A 17,606-nucleotide genomic window follows, 5' to 3' on the forward strand; every position below is an offset into this window, starting at 1 on the left:
CCTTGTAAGACGTGGCGGGTGGTGGCCGTGATTCAGATTTAATACATATTTTTCATTAGCTTGCCGAAAAGCCTGGCGGCGTGGCACCGATGGTTGTTAGTGGGAAGCAGCGCCTGTGGGGAGAAGGTAATAGCTAAATGTTTTTAGTTGAAGTCATATTGCTATCGCTCTGTTTTTTCATATTTAAGCGTAGGGCGTTCCGCTTTTCTGCGCGGATAAATCACCTGGATGGATGTCACTACAAACCAGCGGTGTTTCCAGGCTCCGCTTTGGGCCACACTAGGGGTTACCTGTAGACCGGAGCCCCCCATGACGGCCAGTGCGGAAAAATTCACACGCCAGACCTTGCTTGATGTGCAGTCGTTGACCCCCAGCCTGTTTACCCTGCGGACCACTCGCGACGCGGGTTTTCGCTTTGTCGCCGGGCAGTTTGTGCGCCTGGGTGTGACCAAGCCCGATGGAAGCCTGGTGTGGCGTGCCTATTCGGTGGTGTCGTCGCCCTTCGACGAGTTCCTCGAGTTTTTCTCGATTGTGGTGCCGGGCGGTGAGTTCACCAGTGAGTTGAGCCGCCTGCGGGTGGGTGATGAGCTGCTGGTGGAGCGACAGGCCACGGGTTTCTTGACCCTGAACCGCTTTGTCGATGGCCGCGACTTGTGGCTGCTGGGCACGGGCACCGGGATTGCGCCGTTTCTGTCGATCCTGCAGGACTTTGAAGTCTGGGAAAAATTCGAGCGCATCATCCTGGTCTATAGCGCCAGGGAAGCCAGGGAGCTGGCTTACCAGACCCTTATCAAGGAACTGGCTGAGCGTGAGTACCTGAGCGAACACGCCCATAAACTCACCTACCTGCCCATCGTCACCCGGGAGCAGCACCCAGGGGCATTGAATGGGCGTATCACCACCCTGATCGAAAATGGCGAATTGGAACGCGCGGCAGGCGTGGCGCTGACACCGGAACATTCGCGGGTGATGATTTGCGGCAACCCGCAGATGATTGATGACACCCGGCAATTGCTCAAGCAACGCGATATGCAGTTAAGCCTGACGCGTCGGCCAGGGCAGGTGGCGGTAGAAAACTACTGGTAAAAAAAGGCGCCCGGTGAGAGGCGCCTTTTTAGTAGCTGACAGGTATTGCGGATCGGCTACAGCGGCTTGTTGTTCTGGGCCTTGAGCAGATCGCGGATCTCCCCCAGCAATTCCTCTTCCTTGGTGGGCACCGGTGGCAGGCTTGGCGCAGCCGCTTCTTCACGCTTGAGGCGGTTGATGGCCTTGACGCCCATGAAGATCGCGAACGCGACGATCACGAAGTCGATGATGCTCTGGATGAATTTGCCGTAGGCCAGGACCACCGCCGGAATATCGCCCTGGGCCGCCTTGAGCGTTACTGCCAGATCACCGAAGTCCACACCGCCGATCAGCAGACCGATAGGCGGCATCACCACGTCGCCTACAAAGGACGAAACAATTTTGCCGAAGGCGGCGCCGATGATAATACCGACCGCCATGTCGACCACATTACCTTTGACCGCGAAGGCCTTGAACTCACTGATCACGCCCATAGGTTATTCCTTGTTACAGTTGAGAGGAGAGGAACTCAGTGTAAATCAGTCTGCAAGAGCTTGCTCGACACAACGGTTAACACTGTTCGTTGTAATCGACACATTAAAACGCAAATAGTTTGCAAAGTGCCATCAGTCGCGCGCGAAATACCCGTTATTTCAGGGCCTTACCACACTATTTTTTTAATCGTGATGGTGTGGGTTTTCTATTTATCTTCTGGCGTCAGCATCACTAGCCTCTGGCAAGCACCCATAAAAGTGCATTAAAAAAACCAGAGGATTGCATGATGAAAAACCTTATTAGTCGCAGGTCTATTGCTGCGCGCAATGTGCTTTTGATTGCCAGTACCAGCCTGTTGTCGTTAGCCGTCAGTGCCGCCAACCTGACCCGCGATAATGGTGCAGCGGTGGGCGATAACCAGAACTCGCAGACCGCCGGCGCAAACGGCCCGGTCTTGCTGCAGGATGTGCAACTGATCCAGAAACTGCAGCGTTTTGATCGTGAGCGTATCCCCGAGCGCGTGGTGCATGCCCGCGGCACCGGCGCCCACGGCACCTTCACCGTCACCGACAACCTCAGCGACCTGACCAAGGCCAAAGTGTTTGCCGCCGGTGAGGCCACGCCGGTGTTTGTGCGTTTCTCTGCCGTCGTCCACGGCAACCACTCCCCGGAAACCCTGCGCGACCCGCGCGGCTTCGCCACCAAGTTCTATACCGCCGAAGGTAACTGGGACCTGGTCGGCAACAACTTCCCGACGTTCTTTATCCGCGATGCCATCAAGTTCCCGGACATGGTGCATGCCTTCAAGCCCGACCCGCGCACTAACCTGGATGACGACTCCCGTCGTTTCGACTTCTTCTCCCATGTTCCAGAGTCCACCCGCACGCTCACCGAGTTGTACTCGGACTCCGGTACACCGGCCAGTTACCGGGAGATGGACGGCAATGGCGTACATGCCTACAAGTTGATCAATGCCAAGGGTGAAGTGCACTACGTCAAGTTTCACTGGAAGAGCTTGCAAGGCATCAAGAACCTGGACCCCAAGGAGGTCGTGCAAGTGCAAGGGCGTGATTACAGCCATATGACCAACGACTTGGTTACTCACATCAACAAGGGCGACTTCCCCAAGTGGGACCTGTATGTGCAAGTGCTCAAGCCTGAAGAACTGGCCAAGTTTGATTTCGACCCCCTGGATGCCACCAAGATCTGGCCCGATGTTCCCGAGCGCAAAGTCGGGCAAATGGTGCTGAACCGCAATCCGGCCAATGTCTTCCAGGAAACCGAGCAAGTGGCCATGGCCCCGGCCAACCTGGTACCAGGTATCGAACCGTCGGAGGACCGCTTGTTACAAGGTCGGGTGTTCTCCTATGCCGATACGCAAATGTACCGTCTGGGCGCCAATGCCCTGCAACTGCCGATCAACGCTCCACGGGTCACCGTCAATAACGGCAACCAGGATGGTGCGATGAACTTTGGCAAGACCAGCACGGGCGTGAACTACCAGCCAAGCCGCCTGATGCCGCGGGAAGAGCCGCAAAGTGCGCGTTACAGCCAGATGCCCCTGGCCGGCAGCACCCAGCAGGTGAAAATCCAGCGCGAGCAGAACTTCAAGCAGGCGGGCGACTTGTATCGTTCCTACAGCAAGAAAGAGCGCCAGGACTTGATCGAAAACTTCGGTGGCTCCCTGGCAACCACGGATGACGTCAGCAAGCACATCATCCTGTCATTCCTCTACAAGGCCGACCCGGAGTACGGCACGGGCGTGGCCAAAGTGGCCAAGGGCGATCTGGCGCGGGTCAAGGCACTGGCTGAAAAGCTGACCGACTAATCCACCCCTCCTGTAGGAACGAGCTTGTCGCCGCCAGTTCAAGCTCGCTCCTACGGGACCTGCAGAGGATGTTGATGATGCGTAGCTTTATAGGGGCGCTACTGGCCTGCTGGTCCTTGAGTGTGTTCGCCGACCCGCAGGCCCTCAAGGCGCAGTTACAGGATTACTACTTCGACGCTGCCCGACGTGGCGACGTGGAAATGCTCAAGACTTTTATCGAATCCGGCTATTCCCTGAATACCGTCGATGACAAGGGCTACACCGCGCTGATCCTCAGCGCCTATCACGGGCACGAACCGGCCGTGGAGCAACTGATGGCAGCCGGTGCCGATGCCTGTGTGCAGGATAAACGCGGCAATACGGCGCTGATGGGCGCGATCTTCAAGGGCGAGTTGCGCATTGCCCGGCGTTTGCTGGGCACCGCCTGCAACCCCGACCAACGCAACGGCGCCGGACAGACGGCGGCCATGTATGCCGGGCTGTTCAAGCGCGTCGAACTGCTCGATGCGCTCAAGGCCCAGGGCGCCGACCTGAATGCCGAAGACCCGCTGGGCAATAGCGCTACACGATTGGCCAACGGTGAAATCCGTACCGCAGCGCCACGCTGAGCTATCATCGCGGTTTTTCGGTTGGAGGTTCTCAGATGGCAAAGGCCAAGCGCATGTACGGCTGCACAGAGTGCGGCGCGACCTTTCCCAAATGGGCGGGCCAGTGTGGCGAGTGTGGGGCGTGGAATACCCTCACGGAAACCATGATTGAAAGCGGTGGCGCCGCAGCTCCCAGCGGGCGCTCCGGCTGGACCGGGCAACAAGCCCAGATCAAGACCCTGGCGGAAGTCAGCGTCGAGGAAATCCCGCGCTTTTCCACGGCGTCCGGCGAGCTCGACCGGGTACTCGGTGGTGGCCTGGTGGACGGCTCGGTGGTGCTGATCGGCGGCGATCCGGGCATCGGCAAGTCGACCATCCTCTTGCAGACCCTGTGCAGCATCGCCAGCCGCATGCCAGCCCTGTACGTCACCGGCGAAGAATCCCAGCAACAGGTGGCCATGCGCGCCCGCCGCCTGGGCTTGCCCCAGGACCAATTGCGGGTCATGACCGAGACCTGTATCGAAAGCATTATCGCCACCGCCCGCGTGGAAAAACCCAAGGTGATGGTGATCGACTCGATCCAGACGATCTTCACCGAGCAACTGCAATCGGCGCCGGGAGGGGTGTCCCAGGTGCGGGAAAGTGCGGCGTTGCTGGTGCGTTACGCGAAACAGAGCGGCACGGCGATTTTCCTGGTGGGCCATGTCACCAAGGAAGGCGCACTGGCCGGCCCGCGCGTGCTGGAGCATATGGTGGATACGGTGCTGTATTTCGAGGGCGAGTCCGATGGGCGCCTGCGCCTGTTGCGGGCGGTGAAGAACCGTTTTGGCGCGGTCAACGAGCTGGGGGTGTTCGCCATGACGGACCGGGGGCTGAAAGAAGTCTCCAACCCTTCGGCGATCTTTCTGACCCGCGCCCAGGAAGAAGTACCGGGCAGCGTGGTGATGGCAACGTGGGAAGGTACCCGGCCAATGCTGGTGGAAGTCCAGGCTCTGGTGGACGACAGCCATCTGGCCAACCCGCGCCGCGTGACCCTGGGCCTGGATCAGAACCGCCTGGCGATGCTGCTGGCGGTGCTGCATCGCCATGGCGGGATTCCGACCCATGACCAGGACGTGTTCCTCAACGTGGTCGGCGGCGTCAAGGTGCTGGAAACCGCATCTGACCTGGCCTTGATGGCGGCGGTCATGTCGAGCCTGCGCAATCGGCCGTTGCCCCATGACCTGTTGGTATTTGGTGAAGTGGGCCTGTCGGGCGAGGTACGCCCGGTGCCCAGCGGCCAGGAGCGCCTCAAGGAAGCCGCCAAGCATGGTTTCAAGCGTGCCATCGTGCCCAAGGGCAACGCGCCGAAGGAGGCGCCGCCCGGGTTGCAGGTGATTGCGGTGACGCGGCTGGAACAGGCACTGGATGCCTTGTTCGAATAACCCGCACCACCACCGACCCCTGTGGGAGCAGGCAAGCTACACACATTGATGTGTGCACATCGTCAGATGTTCAGCAGCTCGCCCAGCTCCCGATGCAGCTCCTCTTCATCCCCCAGGTTCAGCTCGATCAGCCTGCGCAAATGGCTGATCGAGTCCAGGTCGATATATTCGCAGACGAACCCCAGTTGCCCCTTTTCGTCATGGCTCAGCCGCACTTGCATGCTCACGTCCGTGTCGGCGTCCAGGTGAATGTCCACATCAAAGGGCTCGCCACCCTTGCCCAGCCATGGCGCAGGCTTTTGCACCAGCAACCCTTTGAGCGATAAATCCACCAGTTGCACCGGCCATTGCTGGCCGTTTTGCTTAAGTTCGGTCTTGGCATTGAAGGCAATCCGCCGAAAACGGCGTCGATCTGACGGCTGGTCGCTCATGGTGAAACCCTCTGTTGGTCCAGGGATTGTAGCCTTGCGCCATTATCGGGCGTTTATTTCTGTTTTTTTCGCCCCGGCAAGGCTCTAGACCAACGTAGGGGGCTGGTCTTTAGGGCACAGCGCGCTAAACTCGGACTGGCTGTCTTTCTGTCCACCCTGGCTGGAATATAAAAATGAAAAATAATAATAGCCTGCTCCGCCATCTACCCTGGCTGTTGCTGGCAATCGTAGGAGCGTGCGCCCTGGGCGTAGTGGCTTTGCGGCGCGGCGAGGCAATCAACGCCTTGTGGATTGTAGTCGCGGCAGTCGCCATTTATCTGGTGGCTTATCGTTACTACAGCCTGTTCATCGCAAATAACGTGATGCAACTCGATCCACGGCGGGCCACCCCCGCAGTGATCAACAACGACGGTCTGGACTATGTGCCGACCAACAAACATATTCTCTTCGGTCACCACTTTGCCGCCATTGCCGGCGCGGGGCCTCTGGTCGGCCCGGTACTGGCTGCACAGATGGGCTACCTGCCCGGTACCCTGTGGCTGATTGCCGGCGTGGTGCTGGCGGGTGCGGTGCAGGACTTCATGATCCTGTTCCTGTCCACCCGTCGCAACGGCCGCTCCCTGGGGGACATGGTCCGCGAAGAAATGGGCCGCATTCCCGGGACTATCGCGCTGTTTGGCTGCTTCCTGATCATGATCATCATCCTCGCGGTGCTGTCGCTGATCGTGGTCAAGGCCCTGGCCGAAAGCCCGTGGGGCATCTTCACGGTGATGGCGACCATCCCGATCGCGATGTTCATGGGCGTGTACATGCGCTACATCCGTCCGGGCCGCATCGGCGAAATTTCGATCATTGGCGTGCTGTTGCTGCTGGGTTCGATCTGGCTCGGCGGGCAGATTGCCGCTGATCCGGTATGGGCCAAGGCCTTCACCTTCACCGGGATCCAGATCACCTGGATGCTGGTTGGCTACGGATTCGTGGCCGCGGTACTGCCGGTGTGGCTGATCCTGGCCCCGCGCGACTACCTGTCTACCTTCCTGAAAATCGGCACCATCATCGCCCTGGCGATTGGCATCCTGGTCACCATGCCTGACCTGAAAATGCCGGCGCTGACCCAGTTTATCGACGGCACTGGCCCGGTGTGGAAGGGCGGCCTGTTCCCGTTCCTGTTCATCACCATCGCCTGTGGCGCGGTATCGGGTTTCCACGCGCTGATTTCCTCGGGCACCACGCCCAAGCTGTTGGCCAATGAAGCCCACTCGCGCTACATCGGTTATGGCGGCATGTTGATGGAGTCGTTCGTCGCCATCATGGCCATGGTTGCCGCTTCGGTGATCGAGCCAGGCGTGTACTTCGCCATGAACAGCCCTGCGGCGATTGTCGGCACTGATGTGGTGACAGTTGCGCAAACCGTCAGCAGTTGGGGCTTTGCGATTACCCCGGAAGCGCTGCAAGCGGTGGCCAATGACATCGGTGAAACCACCATCCTGGCCCGTGCCGGCGGTGCGCCGACCCTGGCGGTCGGCATCGCGCAAATCCTGCACAGTGTGTTGCCGGGTGAAAACACCATGGCGTTCTGGTACCACTTTGCAATCCTGTTCGAAGCGCTGTTCATCCTGACCGCTGTGGACGCCGGTACCCGTGCCGGGCGCTTCATGCTCCAGGATCTGCTCGGTTCCTTCGTGCCGGCGCTCAAGCGTACCGAGTCCTGGACGGCCAACCTGATCGCCACTGCAGGCTGTGTGGCGATGTGGGGCTACTTGCTGTACCAGGGCGTGATCGACCCGCTGGGTGGTATCAACACCTTGTGGCCGCTGTTCGGCATCTCCAACCAGATGCTGGCCGGTATCGCGCTGATGCTCGCCACCGTTGTGCTGATCAAAATGAAGCGCCAGCGCTACATCTGGGTGACCCTGCTGCCGGCTGTCTGGCTGCTGATCTGCACCACCACCGCAGGCTTCATCAAGCTGTTCGACGCCAACCCGGCGATCGGCTTCCTGTCGCTGGCCAAGAAGTACAGCGATGCGCTGGCCAATGGGCAGATCCTGGCCCCGGCCAAGAGTATCGACCAGATGCAGCACGTGATCTGGAACGCCTACACCAACGCGACGTTGACGGTGTTGTTCCTGTTCGTGGTCTTCAGCATCCTGTTCTATGCCATCAAGGTCGGCGTTGCCGCCTGGGGCACCAAGGAACGTACGGATAAAGAAGCACCATTCCAAGCCATGCCGGACGCGTGATAGAGGGTTGCAGACATGTTCAATGACATCGGTCGCCTCGGTAAATACCTCGGTCAGGCTGCACGCCTGATGGTCGGCATGCCCGACTACGACACCTACGTCGAGCATATGCAAACCAAGCACCCGGACAAGCCGTTGATGGACTACAAGGCGTTCTTCCGGGAGCGCCAGGAAGCCCGTTACGGCGGCAAGGGCGGGCCCAAGTGCTGTTGATCCAATAGGGTTGGGCCTATGTGATCCCCTGTGGGGGCGGGCTTGTGTGGGAGCGGGCTTGCTCGCGATAGCATCACCTCGGTATACCAGATAGACCGAGTTGCCTGCATCGCGAGCAAGCCCGTTCCCACACAAGCCCGCTCCCACATTTGTTTTGTGTTTCCTCAAGGAGAATATTTTGTCCTCTCCCATCCCCGTCACCGTCCTCAGCGGCTTCCTCGGCGCTGGCAAGACCACCTTGTTGCGCCATCTGCTCAAGGCCGAGCACGGCTTGAAAATCGCCGTGATCGAAAACGAATTCAGTGACGCCGGCATCGACACCCAGCTACTGGGCGATGAGCCGGTCCAGGTCATGACCCTGTCCAACGGTTGCGTGTGCTGCACCATCCACACCGACTTGACCAAAGCCCTGTACCTGCTGCTCGAACGCCTGGACAGCGGCGAGATCGCCTTCGACCGTCTGGTGATCGAGTGCACCGGTCTGGCTGACCCGGCGCCGGTGGCCCAGACCTTTTTTATCGACGAGGAATTGCGCGAGCGCTATCTCCTCGACGGCATCATCACCCTGGTGGACGCGGCCCACGCCGAGCACCACCTGACCCAGACCATCGCCCAGGCCCAGATCGGCTTTGCCGACCGCCTGCTGATAAGCAAGCGCGACCTGGTGGACGACGCCAGCTTCGAGGCGCTCAGTCAGCGCCTGACCCGCATCAACCGTCGTGCGCCGATTCGTGTGGTGGAACATGGCAAGATCGACCTGGCTGAGCTGCTGGACGTGCGCGGCTTTAACCTCAACGCCGGCATGACCCTGCGCCCGGTCAGCCAGGCGCCGTCCATCGACCGTATCTCCAGCCTGGTGTTGCGCACCGACCAGCCGCTGGATATCGACCGGCTCAGTGAGTTCATGAACGAACTGTTGGAAGAACACGGCAAACAACTGCTGCGCTACAAGGGCGTGCTGAACATCGCCGGGGAAGATCGGCGCATGGTGTTCCAGGGCGTGCTCAAGCTCTACGGGTTCGATTGGGACACCGAATGGGCCGAGGGTGAGGCGCGGGAGAGTGTGATTGTGTTTATTGCCGATGAGTTGCCGGAAGACAAGATCCGCGAAGGCTTCCAGCGGGTCTACCAACCCTGACTTGAAACGCGGTCAACAGGCATAAAAAAGCCCGGCTCAAGAGCCGGGCTTCTTATTCAAGCAACTGCAATCAAGCGCCGTATACCGGCAGCTTCTTGCAGATGGCCTTGACCTTCTCACGTACCGCGTCAATCACGGCTTCATTGGAAAGGTCAGCCAGGATGTCGCAGATCCAGCCAGCCAGTTCCTTGCACTCTGCTTCCTTGAAGCCACGAGTGGTCACGGCCGGGGTGCCGAAGCGCAGGCCCGAGGTGACGAACGGCGAACGTGGGTCGTTCGGTACAGAGTTCTTGTTCACGGTGATGAAGGCTTTGCCCAGGGCAGCGTCAGCATCTTTACCGGAGATGTCCTGCTTGATCAGCGACAGCAGGAACAGGTGGTTTTCAGTACCGCCGGACACCACGTCAAAACCGCGCTCGATGAACACAGTGGCCATGGCCTGGGCGTTTTTCACCACTTGTTGCTGGTAAGTCTTGAACTCAGGCTGCAAGGCTTCCTTGAAGCAGATCGCTTTAGCGGCGATCACGTGCTCCAGCGGGCCACCTTGGGCGCCTGGGAATACGGCGGAGTTCAGCTTTTTCTCGATATCGGCGTTGGCGCGCGCCAGGATCAGGCCGCCACGTGGACCGCGCAGGGTCTTGTGGGTCGTGGTGGTCACCACGTCAGCGTAAGGCACCGGGTTCGGGTAGACGCCAGCGGCGACCAGACCGGCCACGTGGGCCATGTCGACGAACAGGTAGGCGCCCACTTTGTCAGCGATTTCACGGAAGCGTGGGAAGTCGAGGATCTGCGAGTAGGCAGAGAAACCGGCCACGATCATTTTTGGCTTGTGCTCGACGGCCAGGCGCTCGACTTCGTCGTAGTCGATCAGACCGTTGCCATCGATGCCGTACTGGACAGCGTTGTACAGCTTGCCGGAGGAGGAAACGCTGGCGCCGTGGGTCAGGTGACCGCCGTGGGCCAGGCTCATGCCCAGGATGGTGTCGCCGCCTTGCAGCAGGGCCAGGTACACGGCCGCGTTGGCTTGGGAGCCGGCGTGTGGCTGGACGTTGGCGTAATCGGCGCCGAACAGTTCCTTGGCGCGGTCGATAGCCAGTTGCTCGACGATATCGACGAATTCGCAACCGCCGTAGTAACGCTTGCCCGGATAACCTTCGGCGTACTTGTTGGTCAGAACCGAACCTTGAGCCTCCATCACGGCAGGGCTGGTGTAGTTTTCCGAAGCGATCAGCTCAATGTGCTCTTCCTGGCGCTGAGCTTCTTGCTCCATGGCGGCAAAGAGATCGGCGTCGTACTTGGCAATAGTCAAATCACGGCTGAACATGGCGGTCCTCAAGGATCGGGGGCAGAAAAGAGGGGCATTCTAACCCAATGGGTTTTAGATGGCATATGAAAGGACATCATGTCGCGGACAAGTGGCGTTCATCCAGAGATGGATGGCGTATTTGATGGCCCCTTCGCGAGCAAGCCCGCTCCCACATTTGAATGTGTTCGCAAATCAAAATGTGGGAGCGGGCTTGCCCGCGATGAGGCCATCAGCCCCACCGCAAAACCTCAGTCAAACATGAAAAGGGCGTCGTTACTGAACTGCGCCTCAAACCGATTGGCCGGCATCGGCCGCCCGAACAGGTAGCCCTGCACCTCGTCGCAGCCATGCTCGCGCAGGAAGTCCAGTTGCTCATGGGTTTCCACGCCTTCGGCGATCACCGCCAGGTTCAGGCTGTGGGCCATGGCGATGATTGCCCGGGCGATCTGCGCATCCTGTTCGCCAGACGGCAGGCCGTCGACGAAAGTGCGGTCGATCTTCAGCACGTCGATGGGGAATTGCTTGAGGTAATTGAGCGATGAGTAGCCGGTGCCGAAGTCGTCCACAGCGATGCTCAGGCCGAGGTTTTTCAGGCTGGCAAGGATCTGCAGGGCCTCGTTGACCTCGCGCATCAGGATGCTTTCGGTCAACTCCAGCTCCAGGCACGCCGGCGGCAGGCCGGTTTCCTTGAGGATGGTGGCGATCCGCGTGCCCAACTGCCCGTCGGAGAACTGCCGCGCCGAAATATTCACCGAGACCTTGGGCACTCGCACCTTGTTCTGGTGCCAGGTCTTGAGTTGGCGGCACGCCTCGTCGATCACCCAGTCGCCCACGTCCACCACCAGGCCCAACTCTTCCAGGACCGGAATGAAATCCCCCGGTGGCACCAGGCCACGGCGTGGGTGACGCCAGCGCAGCAGGGCTTCGGCGCCAGTCAAACGTTTGCCATCGCCACTGAACTGTGGCTGGTAATAGAGCACGAATTCGTTCTGGTCCAGGGCATGGCGCAGGTCGCTTTCCAGTTCCAGGCGCTCCAGGGCGCTGGCGTTCATGTCGGCCTGGTAGAACTGGAAGTTGTTCTTGCCACGTTCCTTGGCGTGGTACATCGCCGTGTCGGCGTTTTTCATCAACTGGCTCAGTTCGTTGCCGTCCTGAGGGCTCAGGGCGATACCGATACTGGCGGTGACAAAAAACTCGCGGCCTTCCAGCACAAACGGCTTCACCAGGCTGGCGAGGATCTGTTCGGCCACATGAATCGCCCGGTTCAGCGCCATTTCGCGGCTGACCCGGGGTTGCAGGAGCAAAGTGAACTCGTCACCGCCCATGCGCGCCACCGTGTCGTCCTCGGCCACACAGCCGAGCAGGCGGGTCGCCATTTCCTTGAGCATGCGATCGCCGGCGGCGTGGCCCAGGGAGTCGTTGATCGGTTTGAAGCGGTCGAGGTCGAGGAACATCAGCACCACCCACGACTTTTGTCGTTCGGCCGACTGCAACGCGGTGTGCAGGCGGTCCTGGAACAGCGTGCGGTTGGGCAGGTGGGTCAGGGCGTCGTAGTAGGCCAGGCGGTGGATGCGTTGTTCGCTCGCCTTGCGCTCGCTGATGTCGCTGAAGAAGCACACATAGCTGGCCAGGTCGCCCTCGTCATCGAGCACAGCGGTAATGCCGACCCAGGCCGGGTAGTGCTCGCCGCTGCGGCGCTTGAGCCACACTTCGCCTTCCCAGGTGCTGTGCTGGTGCAGTTGCTTGAGCACATAGCGCAGGTGGGCTTCCTGCTGTTCGTCGACGGTGAGCATGTTCGGCAGTTGGTCGAGCACATCGGCCACGGCATAACCGCTGACCCGACTGAAGGCTTCGTTGGCCTGCACGATATAGCCGGCCGGGTCGGTGATCAGGATCGCCGAGGTGGAGTGCTCGAATACCGTGGCCGCCATGCGCAGGTCTTTCTCGGCGCGGCGTTGCTGGCTGATATCGCGGCCCACGCCGAGGATGCCTTCGAACGCGCCGTGCTCGTCCCACACCAGTACCAGGCGCAGTTCGATCGGCACCTTGCGCCCGTCGGCCCGCAGGCAATCGAACAGGAACAGCTGGGTCTGCACATCGTCGCGCAACAGGGCCAGGGCTTCGGGCTGGTCGAGGGCGCGGCTGACCCGCTCCACCAGGGTGTAGATGCCGGTCAGTTGCTGCGGGTTGGCGATGGTCGATTGCCAGCCGTTCTTGAAGATCCAGTCGACTTCATAGCCCAGCACCGCATTTACCGACGGGCTAACGTAGTTGAGGGCCAGCTTGCTGTCGGTGGAGAAAATCACGTCGCTGATGCTTTCGGCCAGCATGCGGTAGCGCTGCTCGCTGTCGCGCAGGGATTCGCTGGCCTCGATCTGGTCGGTAATGTCTTTGGCCACCCCGATAATCCGCGTGACCTGGTCGGTCTTGTCCCGTGCCAGGGCCTGTTCGCGGATCTCGAAGCGCCGCCATTGGTTGTTGCGGTGGCGAAAGCGCAACTGGCATTGCAACTGCGCCAGGTACCCGGCGGCGCGTTGTTGCTGGCGCAGGTCGTGATAGCTCTCGGCGTCTTCGGGGTGCAGCAGGATCTCCCAGAAGTACTCGCCCATTTGCTGCAGTTCGTGTTTGTTGTAGCCCAGGGTGTGGCCCAGGTGGTGGTTGCTGAAGATCATGCGCTGGCTGATCACATCCTGCACATACAGGTGGTCCGGCACGGTGCGCACCACGTCCGACCAGAACGCCTCGCGCTCCACCAGCGACAGTTCCACCAGTTTGCGACTGGTGATATCACTGATGCTGAGGATCACCGCCTTATAGTCGTGCTGTTCTTCCGGCAGGCGCATGACCAGCCACAGGTACTGGTCGTTGCCCTCGATGTCGCTGAGTTGAATCTCCAGCTCCAGCTGTTTGTGCTGGATCAGCACCGCTTCAAGCACTGCGTAGCCGATGGCGCTGGTGTTCAGCGGGCAACCGTCGATCAAGCGTTCCCAGGCCTGTTCGCAGGACGCCACGTTCAGCAGGCGCACGGCGACCTGGTTGACCTCGGTGATGCGCAGTTCCTTGAGCAATTGCTGGCGTTGCTCGGGGCTGTTGTGCAGCCACTCCTGCAATTGCTCGCGGGTGTGCAACTGGGCTTTGTCGAAGAAACCGCGCAGGCCCGACAGGTCGAGCACGCACAAGGCCACACCGGTGCCGTCGAAAATATCCTGATAGCGGCGCCGGCCTTCATTGACCTGGCGCTGGCGCCGCCGCATGTTCAGCAGCACCAGCACCGGGATCAGCGAAAAGGCCAGGCCCAGCAGGCATTTGCCGATAAACGCCGGCAGCAGTTGCTCCAGCACAGCGGCGCGATCAAACAGCCCGCGCAGTTGCCAGTCGCTTTTGCTCAAAGGGGTGACCAGTACGGTTTTATTCAGCTCTTCGGGGGTCAGCCCGGCCGACCACTGGCTGGGCATGCCGCTGTCACGGCTGACAACCCGGTGGTTCACCTGGTTTTCAATTGCCCACATCGGGCGTGAGCCCTGGCCGTCCTGGCGCGTCAGGTTGGCCAGGTAATTGGGAGCCAGGCGCAACACCCAGTACATCTTGGCGCCGCCGCTGGGCTGGTGCAGCAGCAGGTAGATGATGGAGCCGTCGCCGTTATTGCTCAAATAATAGGACTGCGCATGGCTGCGCTTGACCAGTTCTTCGAGCCAGGCACTGTCCTGGCTGTTATCGGCGGAGTCACTGAGGATCGCGCCGCTGGGGGCGAGCAGGGCAACGCTGCGCAGTTCCGGCAACGAGCGTTGCAAGCTGCGCATCAGGGCCTGGTGTTGTTCTTCATTGCGTGGCGGTTCGACGATCGGCAGCAGGTTGAGGGCGATTTGCGCGCTCAGGGCCATGTTCAGGCTGATCTGTTCGGCCAGGTCGGCGCTGTAGTTGATGGTGTATTGCTGTTGGTCCTTCTGGTTCTGCTGCAATTGATCCAGCAGTTGTCAGAACAATAGTGCGAGCAGCAACAGGACCAGCGTCGCCAATGCGCCCTTGAGGGGGCCGTGCAGGGGGGCGCCCGGCGCAATATGGGCTGCGCGCAACGGGCTCGGCTTTGTTACGTTGGTCAAGCTGTGATCCTGCGGTTTGGCTGGATTGGCGCGCGACGTGCACTATAAGCCGGACGCCCGAAGGGCGGCTAGCATGCCTTGAGTTGTGGCAAAGTGCCAGCCCCGCCTGGCAGGACTACAGCGCCGGGCCAGTACTGATCAAGCCATCCGCCAGTTTGAATAAAATGGCCAGTGCAAAGCAACTAATAACCACAGAAGCGGTGCGGTTTATGTTCTGCGGCGTCAGCCAGGCATGCCCGCTGCGTTTGATGCGTGCGCCGAATAGCACCCAGGCGCAGCCCACTGGGATCACCACTGCGGTGAATTGCATGACGAACTGCCCATATAAGGCCAGATCGGCAAAGGTCTGCACCGGCACGATGAACGAAACCACCAGCAAACCCTTGGGGTTGATCAGCGTCAGTAAAAAGAAGTGCCACCTCGACACCCGCGCTCCGGGCAGCAGGGACAGGTCGACGGCGGGCTCGCGCCACAGGTCGTACGAGGTCTTGACCAGGTAACAAATAGAGACGAACTGCATCACTTTCAGGCACCAGGGCGCATTGGCGCCAATATGGCTGAGGGCGTAGCCCCAAAAAGAGATCTGCAGCAGGTAGGCCAGGCACTCCAGCAGGCTCAGGGTCCAGGCCCGCCTGAAACCCGAGAGCACGCCCGAGCGCAATAGCAGGGTATTGGTCGGCCCCGGCATCAAGAGCAATAGCCCAAGTGCAGACATGACGTTAAGCATCGAAGCTGTCTCCCGGGACAGTCAGGGGGTAAGGCGTGGTCCAGAATGCAGGTGGCATGTGTCTTCTTCATTAGGGGGATGTTGCCGGGTATTGTGTTCCATCTGGCCCACAGCAGGAAAAAGCGCGGCTCAAAAGCGCCTGTCAATCTGCCCGCCGTCGCTGACTTAGGTTAACCTTGATCATTCGATGTGCTACGTACAGCGCCATGACGCTACGCAGGCCCTGTTCTCATCTTTTTACGAGGTCCACATTTTGGCTCAATACGTTTTCACCATGCATCGGTTGGGCAAAGTTGTTCCACCGAAGCGGGAAATCCTGAAAAACATTTCGCTGTCCTTCTTCCCGGGCGCCAAGATCGGCGTACTCGGCCTTAACGGTTCGGGTAAGTCCACGCTGCTGAAAATCATGGCCGGCGTCGACACCGAGTTCGAAGGCGAAGCCCGCCCAATGCCCGAACTGAACATCGGTTACCTGCCGCAAGAGCCGATCCTGGACCCGTCCAAGACCGTGCGTGAAGTGGTCGAGGAAGCCGTCAGCGTGATCAAGGACGCCCAGGCCCGCCTGGACGAAGTCTACGCGGCCTACGCTGAGCCGGATGCCGACTTCGACAAACTGGCCGCCGAACAGGCCAAGCTCGAAGCCATCCTGCAGGCTGGCGACGGTCACAACCTGGAGCGCCAGCTGGAAGTCGCCGCCGATGCGCTGCGCCTGCCGGCCTGGGACGCCAAGGTCGAGCACCTGTCCGGTGGTGAAAAGCGCCGCGTGGCGCTGTGCCGCCTGCTGCTGTCGGCCCCCGACATGCTGCTGCTCGACGAACCAACCAACCACCTGGACGCTGACTCCGTGGCCTGGCTGGAACACTTCCTCCATGACTTCCCGGGCACCGTGGTCGCGATCACGCACGACCGGTACTTCCTGGACAACGTCGCGGGCTGGATCCTGGAACTCGACCGCGGCGCCGGTATCCCTTACGAGGGTAACTACTCCGGCTGGCTGGAAGCCAAGTCCGACCGTCTGGCGGCCGAATCCAAGCAGCAGTCGGCCCATGAAAAGGCCATGAAGGACGAACTGGAGTGGGTGCGCAAAGGTGCCAAGGCTCGTCAGTCGAAATCCAAGGCCCGTCTGCAACGCTTCGAGGAAATGCAGTCCCAGGAGTTCCAGAAGCGCAGCGAGACCAACGAAATCTACATCCCGGCCGGTCCGCGCCTGGGTGACAAGGTCATCGAGTTCAAGAACGTCTGCAAAGGCTATGGCGATCGCGTGCTGATCGACAACCTGTCGTTCTCCATGCCTAAAGGCGCCATCGTCGGCGTGATCGGGGGTAACGGTGCGGGTAAATCCACGCTGTTCCGCATGCTGATGGGCAAGGAACAACCGGATTCGGGCACCATCGAAGTCGGCGAAACCGTGCAGTTGGCCTGCGTGGACCAGAGCCGTGAAGACCTCGACGGCAGCAAAACGGTGTTCCAGCAGATTTCCGACGGTTCCGACCAGATCCGTATCGGCAACTATGAAATCCCGTCGCGCACCTACGTTGGCCGTTTCAATTTCAAGGGTGGCGACCAGCAGAAGTTCGTCAAGGACCTGTCCGGTGGTGAGCGCGGGCGCTTGCACCTGGCCTTGACCCTGAAGGAGGGCGGCAACGTCCTGCTGCTCGACGAACCGTCCAACGACCTCGACGTTGAAACCCTGCGTTCCCTGGAAGAAGCCCTGCTGGACTTCCCGGGCGCCGCGATTGTGATCTCTCACGATCGGTGGTTCCTGGACCGCGTGGCAACACACATCCTGGCGTACGAAGACGACTCGCAAGCGGTGTTCTTCGAAGGCAACTACACCGAGTACGAAGCCGATCGCAAGAAGCGCCTGGGCGAAGCGGCTGCCCAGCCGCATCGTGTACGGCACAAAAAACTGGCCTGATTCGGGTTGGTTTGAACAAAACGGAGCCTTCGGGCTCCGTTTTTTTTTGCACAATTGAGGTGGCCCGAGTTGCCTGCATTAGCGGTTTAACTATTGGTGCATAGCTCTTGTTGAAATCCCTGTTAAGGGGCAGA

General features: G+C 60.1%; 14 protein-coding genes. 8 read left to right on the plus strand and 6 right to left on the minus strand.

The annotated features are described in order from the left end of the window. Positions 1–309: 309 nt before the first annotated feature. On the plus strand, positions 310–1,086 hold the full coding sequence (locus tag HBR94_RS01090) for a ferredoxin--NADP reductase (protein WP_057441142.1): 777 nt from the start codon (positions 310–312) through the stop codon (positions 1,084–1,086). A 56-nt stretch (positions 1,087–1,142) separates the two neighbouring features. Here the strand turns inward: HBR94_RS01090 and mscL are convergent, their stop codons facing one another. After that, positions 1,143–1,559: a large-conductance mechanosensitive channel protein MscL gene (gene mscL / locus HBR94_RS01095; protein ID WP_057441140.1), complete on the minus strand. Its 417-nt coding sequence runs from the start codon at positions 1,557–1,559 to the stop codon at positions 1,143–1,145. 287 nt (positions 1,560–1,846) lie between these two features. Here mscL and HBR94_RS01100 point away from each other — a divergent pair, with 287 nt between their 5' ends. The 3 genes from HBR94_RS01100 (at position 1,847) to radA (ending at position 5,399) form a co-directional block, all read left to right on the plus strand. After that, entirely contained in the window at positions 1,847–3,388 is a 1,542-nt protein-coding gene (locus tag HBR94_RS01100) for a catalase (protein WP_115129047.1), read from the plus strand. Between the two features lie 77 nt (positions 3,389–3,465). After that, positions 3,466–3,996 carry an ankyrin repeat domain-containing protein gene (locus HBR94_RS01105; RefSeq protein ID WP_170044030.1) on the plus strand — a complete coding sequence of 177 codons (531 nt, stop codon included), beginning with the start codon at positions 3,466–3,468 and terminating at the stop codon, positions 3,994–3,996. A gap of 35 nt (positions 3,997–4,031) precedes the next feature. Next, positions 4,032–5,399 (plus strand): DNA repair protein RadA, encoded by a 1,368-nt coding sequence (radA, locus tag HBR94_RS01110; protein ID WP_057441136.1) that lies wholly within the window; start codon positions 4,032–4,034, stop codon positions 5,397–5,399. 62 nt (positions 5,400–5,461) lie between these two features. Here radA and HBR94_RS01115 read toward each other — a convergent pair whose 3' ends face one another. Then, on the minus strand, positions 5,462–5,830 hold the full coding sequence (locus HBR94_RS01115) for a PilZ domain-containing protein (RefSeq protein WP_170044031.1): 369 nt from the start codon (positions 5,828–5,830) through the stop codon (positions 5,462–5,464). 173 nt (positions 5,831–6,003) lie between these two features. Between HBR94_RS01115 and HBR94_RS01120 the strand changes: the two genes are divergently transcribed. The 3 genes from HBR94_RS01120 (at position 6,004) to yjiA (ending at position 9,421) form a co-directional block, all read left to right on the plus strand. Beyond that, positions 6,004–8,070, plus strand: a complete 2,067-nt coding sequence (locus HBR94_RS01120) for a carbon starvation CstA family protein (RefSeq protein WP_115129043.1) — start codon at positions 6,004–6,006, stop codon at positions 8,068–8,070. A 15-nt stretch (positions 8,071–8,085) separates the two neighbouring features. Beyond that, positions 8,086–8,283 (plus strand): YbdD/YjiX family protein, encoded by a 198-nt coding sequence (locus HBR94_RS01125; protein ID WP_057441132.1) that lies wholly within the window; start codon positions 8,086–8,088, stop codon positions 8,281–8,283. 178 nt (positions 8,284–8,461) lie between these two features. Then, on the plus strand, positions 8,462–9,421 hold the full coding sequence (gene yjiA, locus HBR94_RS01130) for a GTPase (RefSeq protein WP_169990509.1): 960 nt from the start codon (positions 8,462–8,464) through the stop codon (positions 9,419–9,421). A gap of 70 nt (positions 9,422–9,491) precedes the next feature. On the opposite strand, the gene glyA is transcribed toward yjiA, so the two are convergent. From glyA to HBR94_RS01145, 4 genes are all read right to left on the minus strand, one after another. After that, positions 9,492–10,745, minus strand: coding sequence for a serine hydroxymethyltransferase (glyA, locus tag HBR94_RS01135; protein WP_057441128.1), 1,254 nt, complete (start codon positions 10,743–10,745; stop codon positions 9,492–9,494). 230 nt (positions 10,746–10,975) lie between these two features. Next, the gene (locus tag HBR94_RS01140; protein WP_262383340.1) at positions 10,976–14,698 is read right to left on the minus strand and encodes a bifunctional diguanylate cyclase/phosphodiesterase; all 3,723 of its coding nucleotides are present in this window, start codon (positions 14,696–14,698) and stop codon (positions 10,976–10,978) included. Between the two features lie 3 nt (positions 14,699–14,701). Then, positions 14,702–14,827: a hypothetical protein gene (locus tag HBR94_RS28500; protein WP_262383337.1), complete on the minus strand. Its 126-nt coding sequence runs from the start codon at positions 14,825–14,827 to the stop codon at positions 14,702–14,704. A gap of 115 nt (positions 14,828–14,942) precedes the next feature. Then, positions 14,943–15,554 (minus strand): LysE family transporter, encoded by a 612-nt coding sequence (locus HBR94_RS01145; RefSeq protein ID WP_169959794.1) that lies wholly within the window; start codon positions 15,552–15,554, stop codon positions 14,943–14,945. A gap of 253 nt (positions 15,555–15,807) precedes the next feature. On the opposite strand from HBR94_RS01145, the gene ettA reads away from it, so the two are divergent. Continuing rightward, on the plus strand, positions 15,808–17,472 hold the full coding sequence (gene ettA / locus HBR94_RS01150; RefSeq protein ID WP_029292090.1) for an energy-dependent translational throttle protein EttA: 1,665 nt from the start codon (positions 15,808–15,810) through the stop codon (positions 17,470–17,472). The last annotated feature ends 134 nt before the right edge of the window (positions 17,473–17,606 follow it).

It is taken from the genome of Pseudomonas sp. WS 5412 (genome assembly GCF_012985615.1).
GTDB classification, from domain to species: Bacteria; Pseudomonadota; Gammaproteobacteria; order Pseudomonadales; family Pseudomonadaceae; genus Aquipseudomonas; species Aquipseudomonas shahriarae.

Bases quoted from the DNA above. Each gene is read 5' to 3' on its own strand.
- HBR94_RS01090 (WP_057441142.1), top strand. From the start codon at position 310: ATGACGGCCAGTGCGGAAAAATTCACACGCCAGACCTTGCTTGATGTG.
- mscL (WP_057441140.1), bottom strand. From the start codon at position 1,559: ATGGGCGTGATCAGTGAGTTCAAGGCCTTCGCGGTCAAAGGTAATGTG.
- HBR94_RS01100 (WP_115129047.1), top strand. From the start codon at position 1,847: ATGAAAAACCTTATTAGTCGCAGGTCTATTGCTGCGCGCAATGTGCTT.
- HBR94_RS01105 (WP_170044030.1), top strand. From the start codon at position 3,466: ATGCGTAGCTTTATAGGGGCGCTACTGGCCTGCTGGTCCTTGAGTGTG.
- radA (WP_057441136.1), top strand. From the start codon at position 4,032: ATGGCAAAGGCCAAGCGCATGTACGGCTGCACAGAGTGCGGCGCGACC.
- HBR94_RS01115 (WP_170044031.1), bottom strand. From the start codon at position 5,830: ATGAGCGACCAGCCGTCAGATCGACGCCGTTTTCGGCGGATTGCCTTC.
- HBR94_RS01120 (WP_115129043.1), top strand. From the start codon at position 6,004: ATGAAAAATAATAATAGCCTGCTCCGCCATCTACCCTGGCTGTTGCTG.
- HBR94_RS01125 (WP_057441132.1), top strand. From the start codon at position 8,086: ATGTTCAATGACATCGGTCGCCTCGGTAAATACCTCGGTCAGGCTGCA.
- glyA (WP_057441128.1), bottom strand. From the start codon at position 10,745: ATGTTCAGCCGTGATTTGACTATTGCCAAGTACGACGCCGATCTCTTT.
- HBR94_RS01145 (WP_169959794.1), bottom strand. From the start codon at position 15,554: ATGCTTAACGTCATGTCTGCACTTGGGCTATTGCTCTTGATGCCGGGG.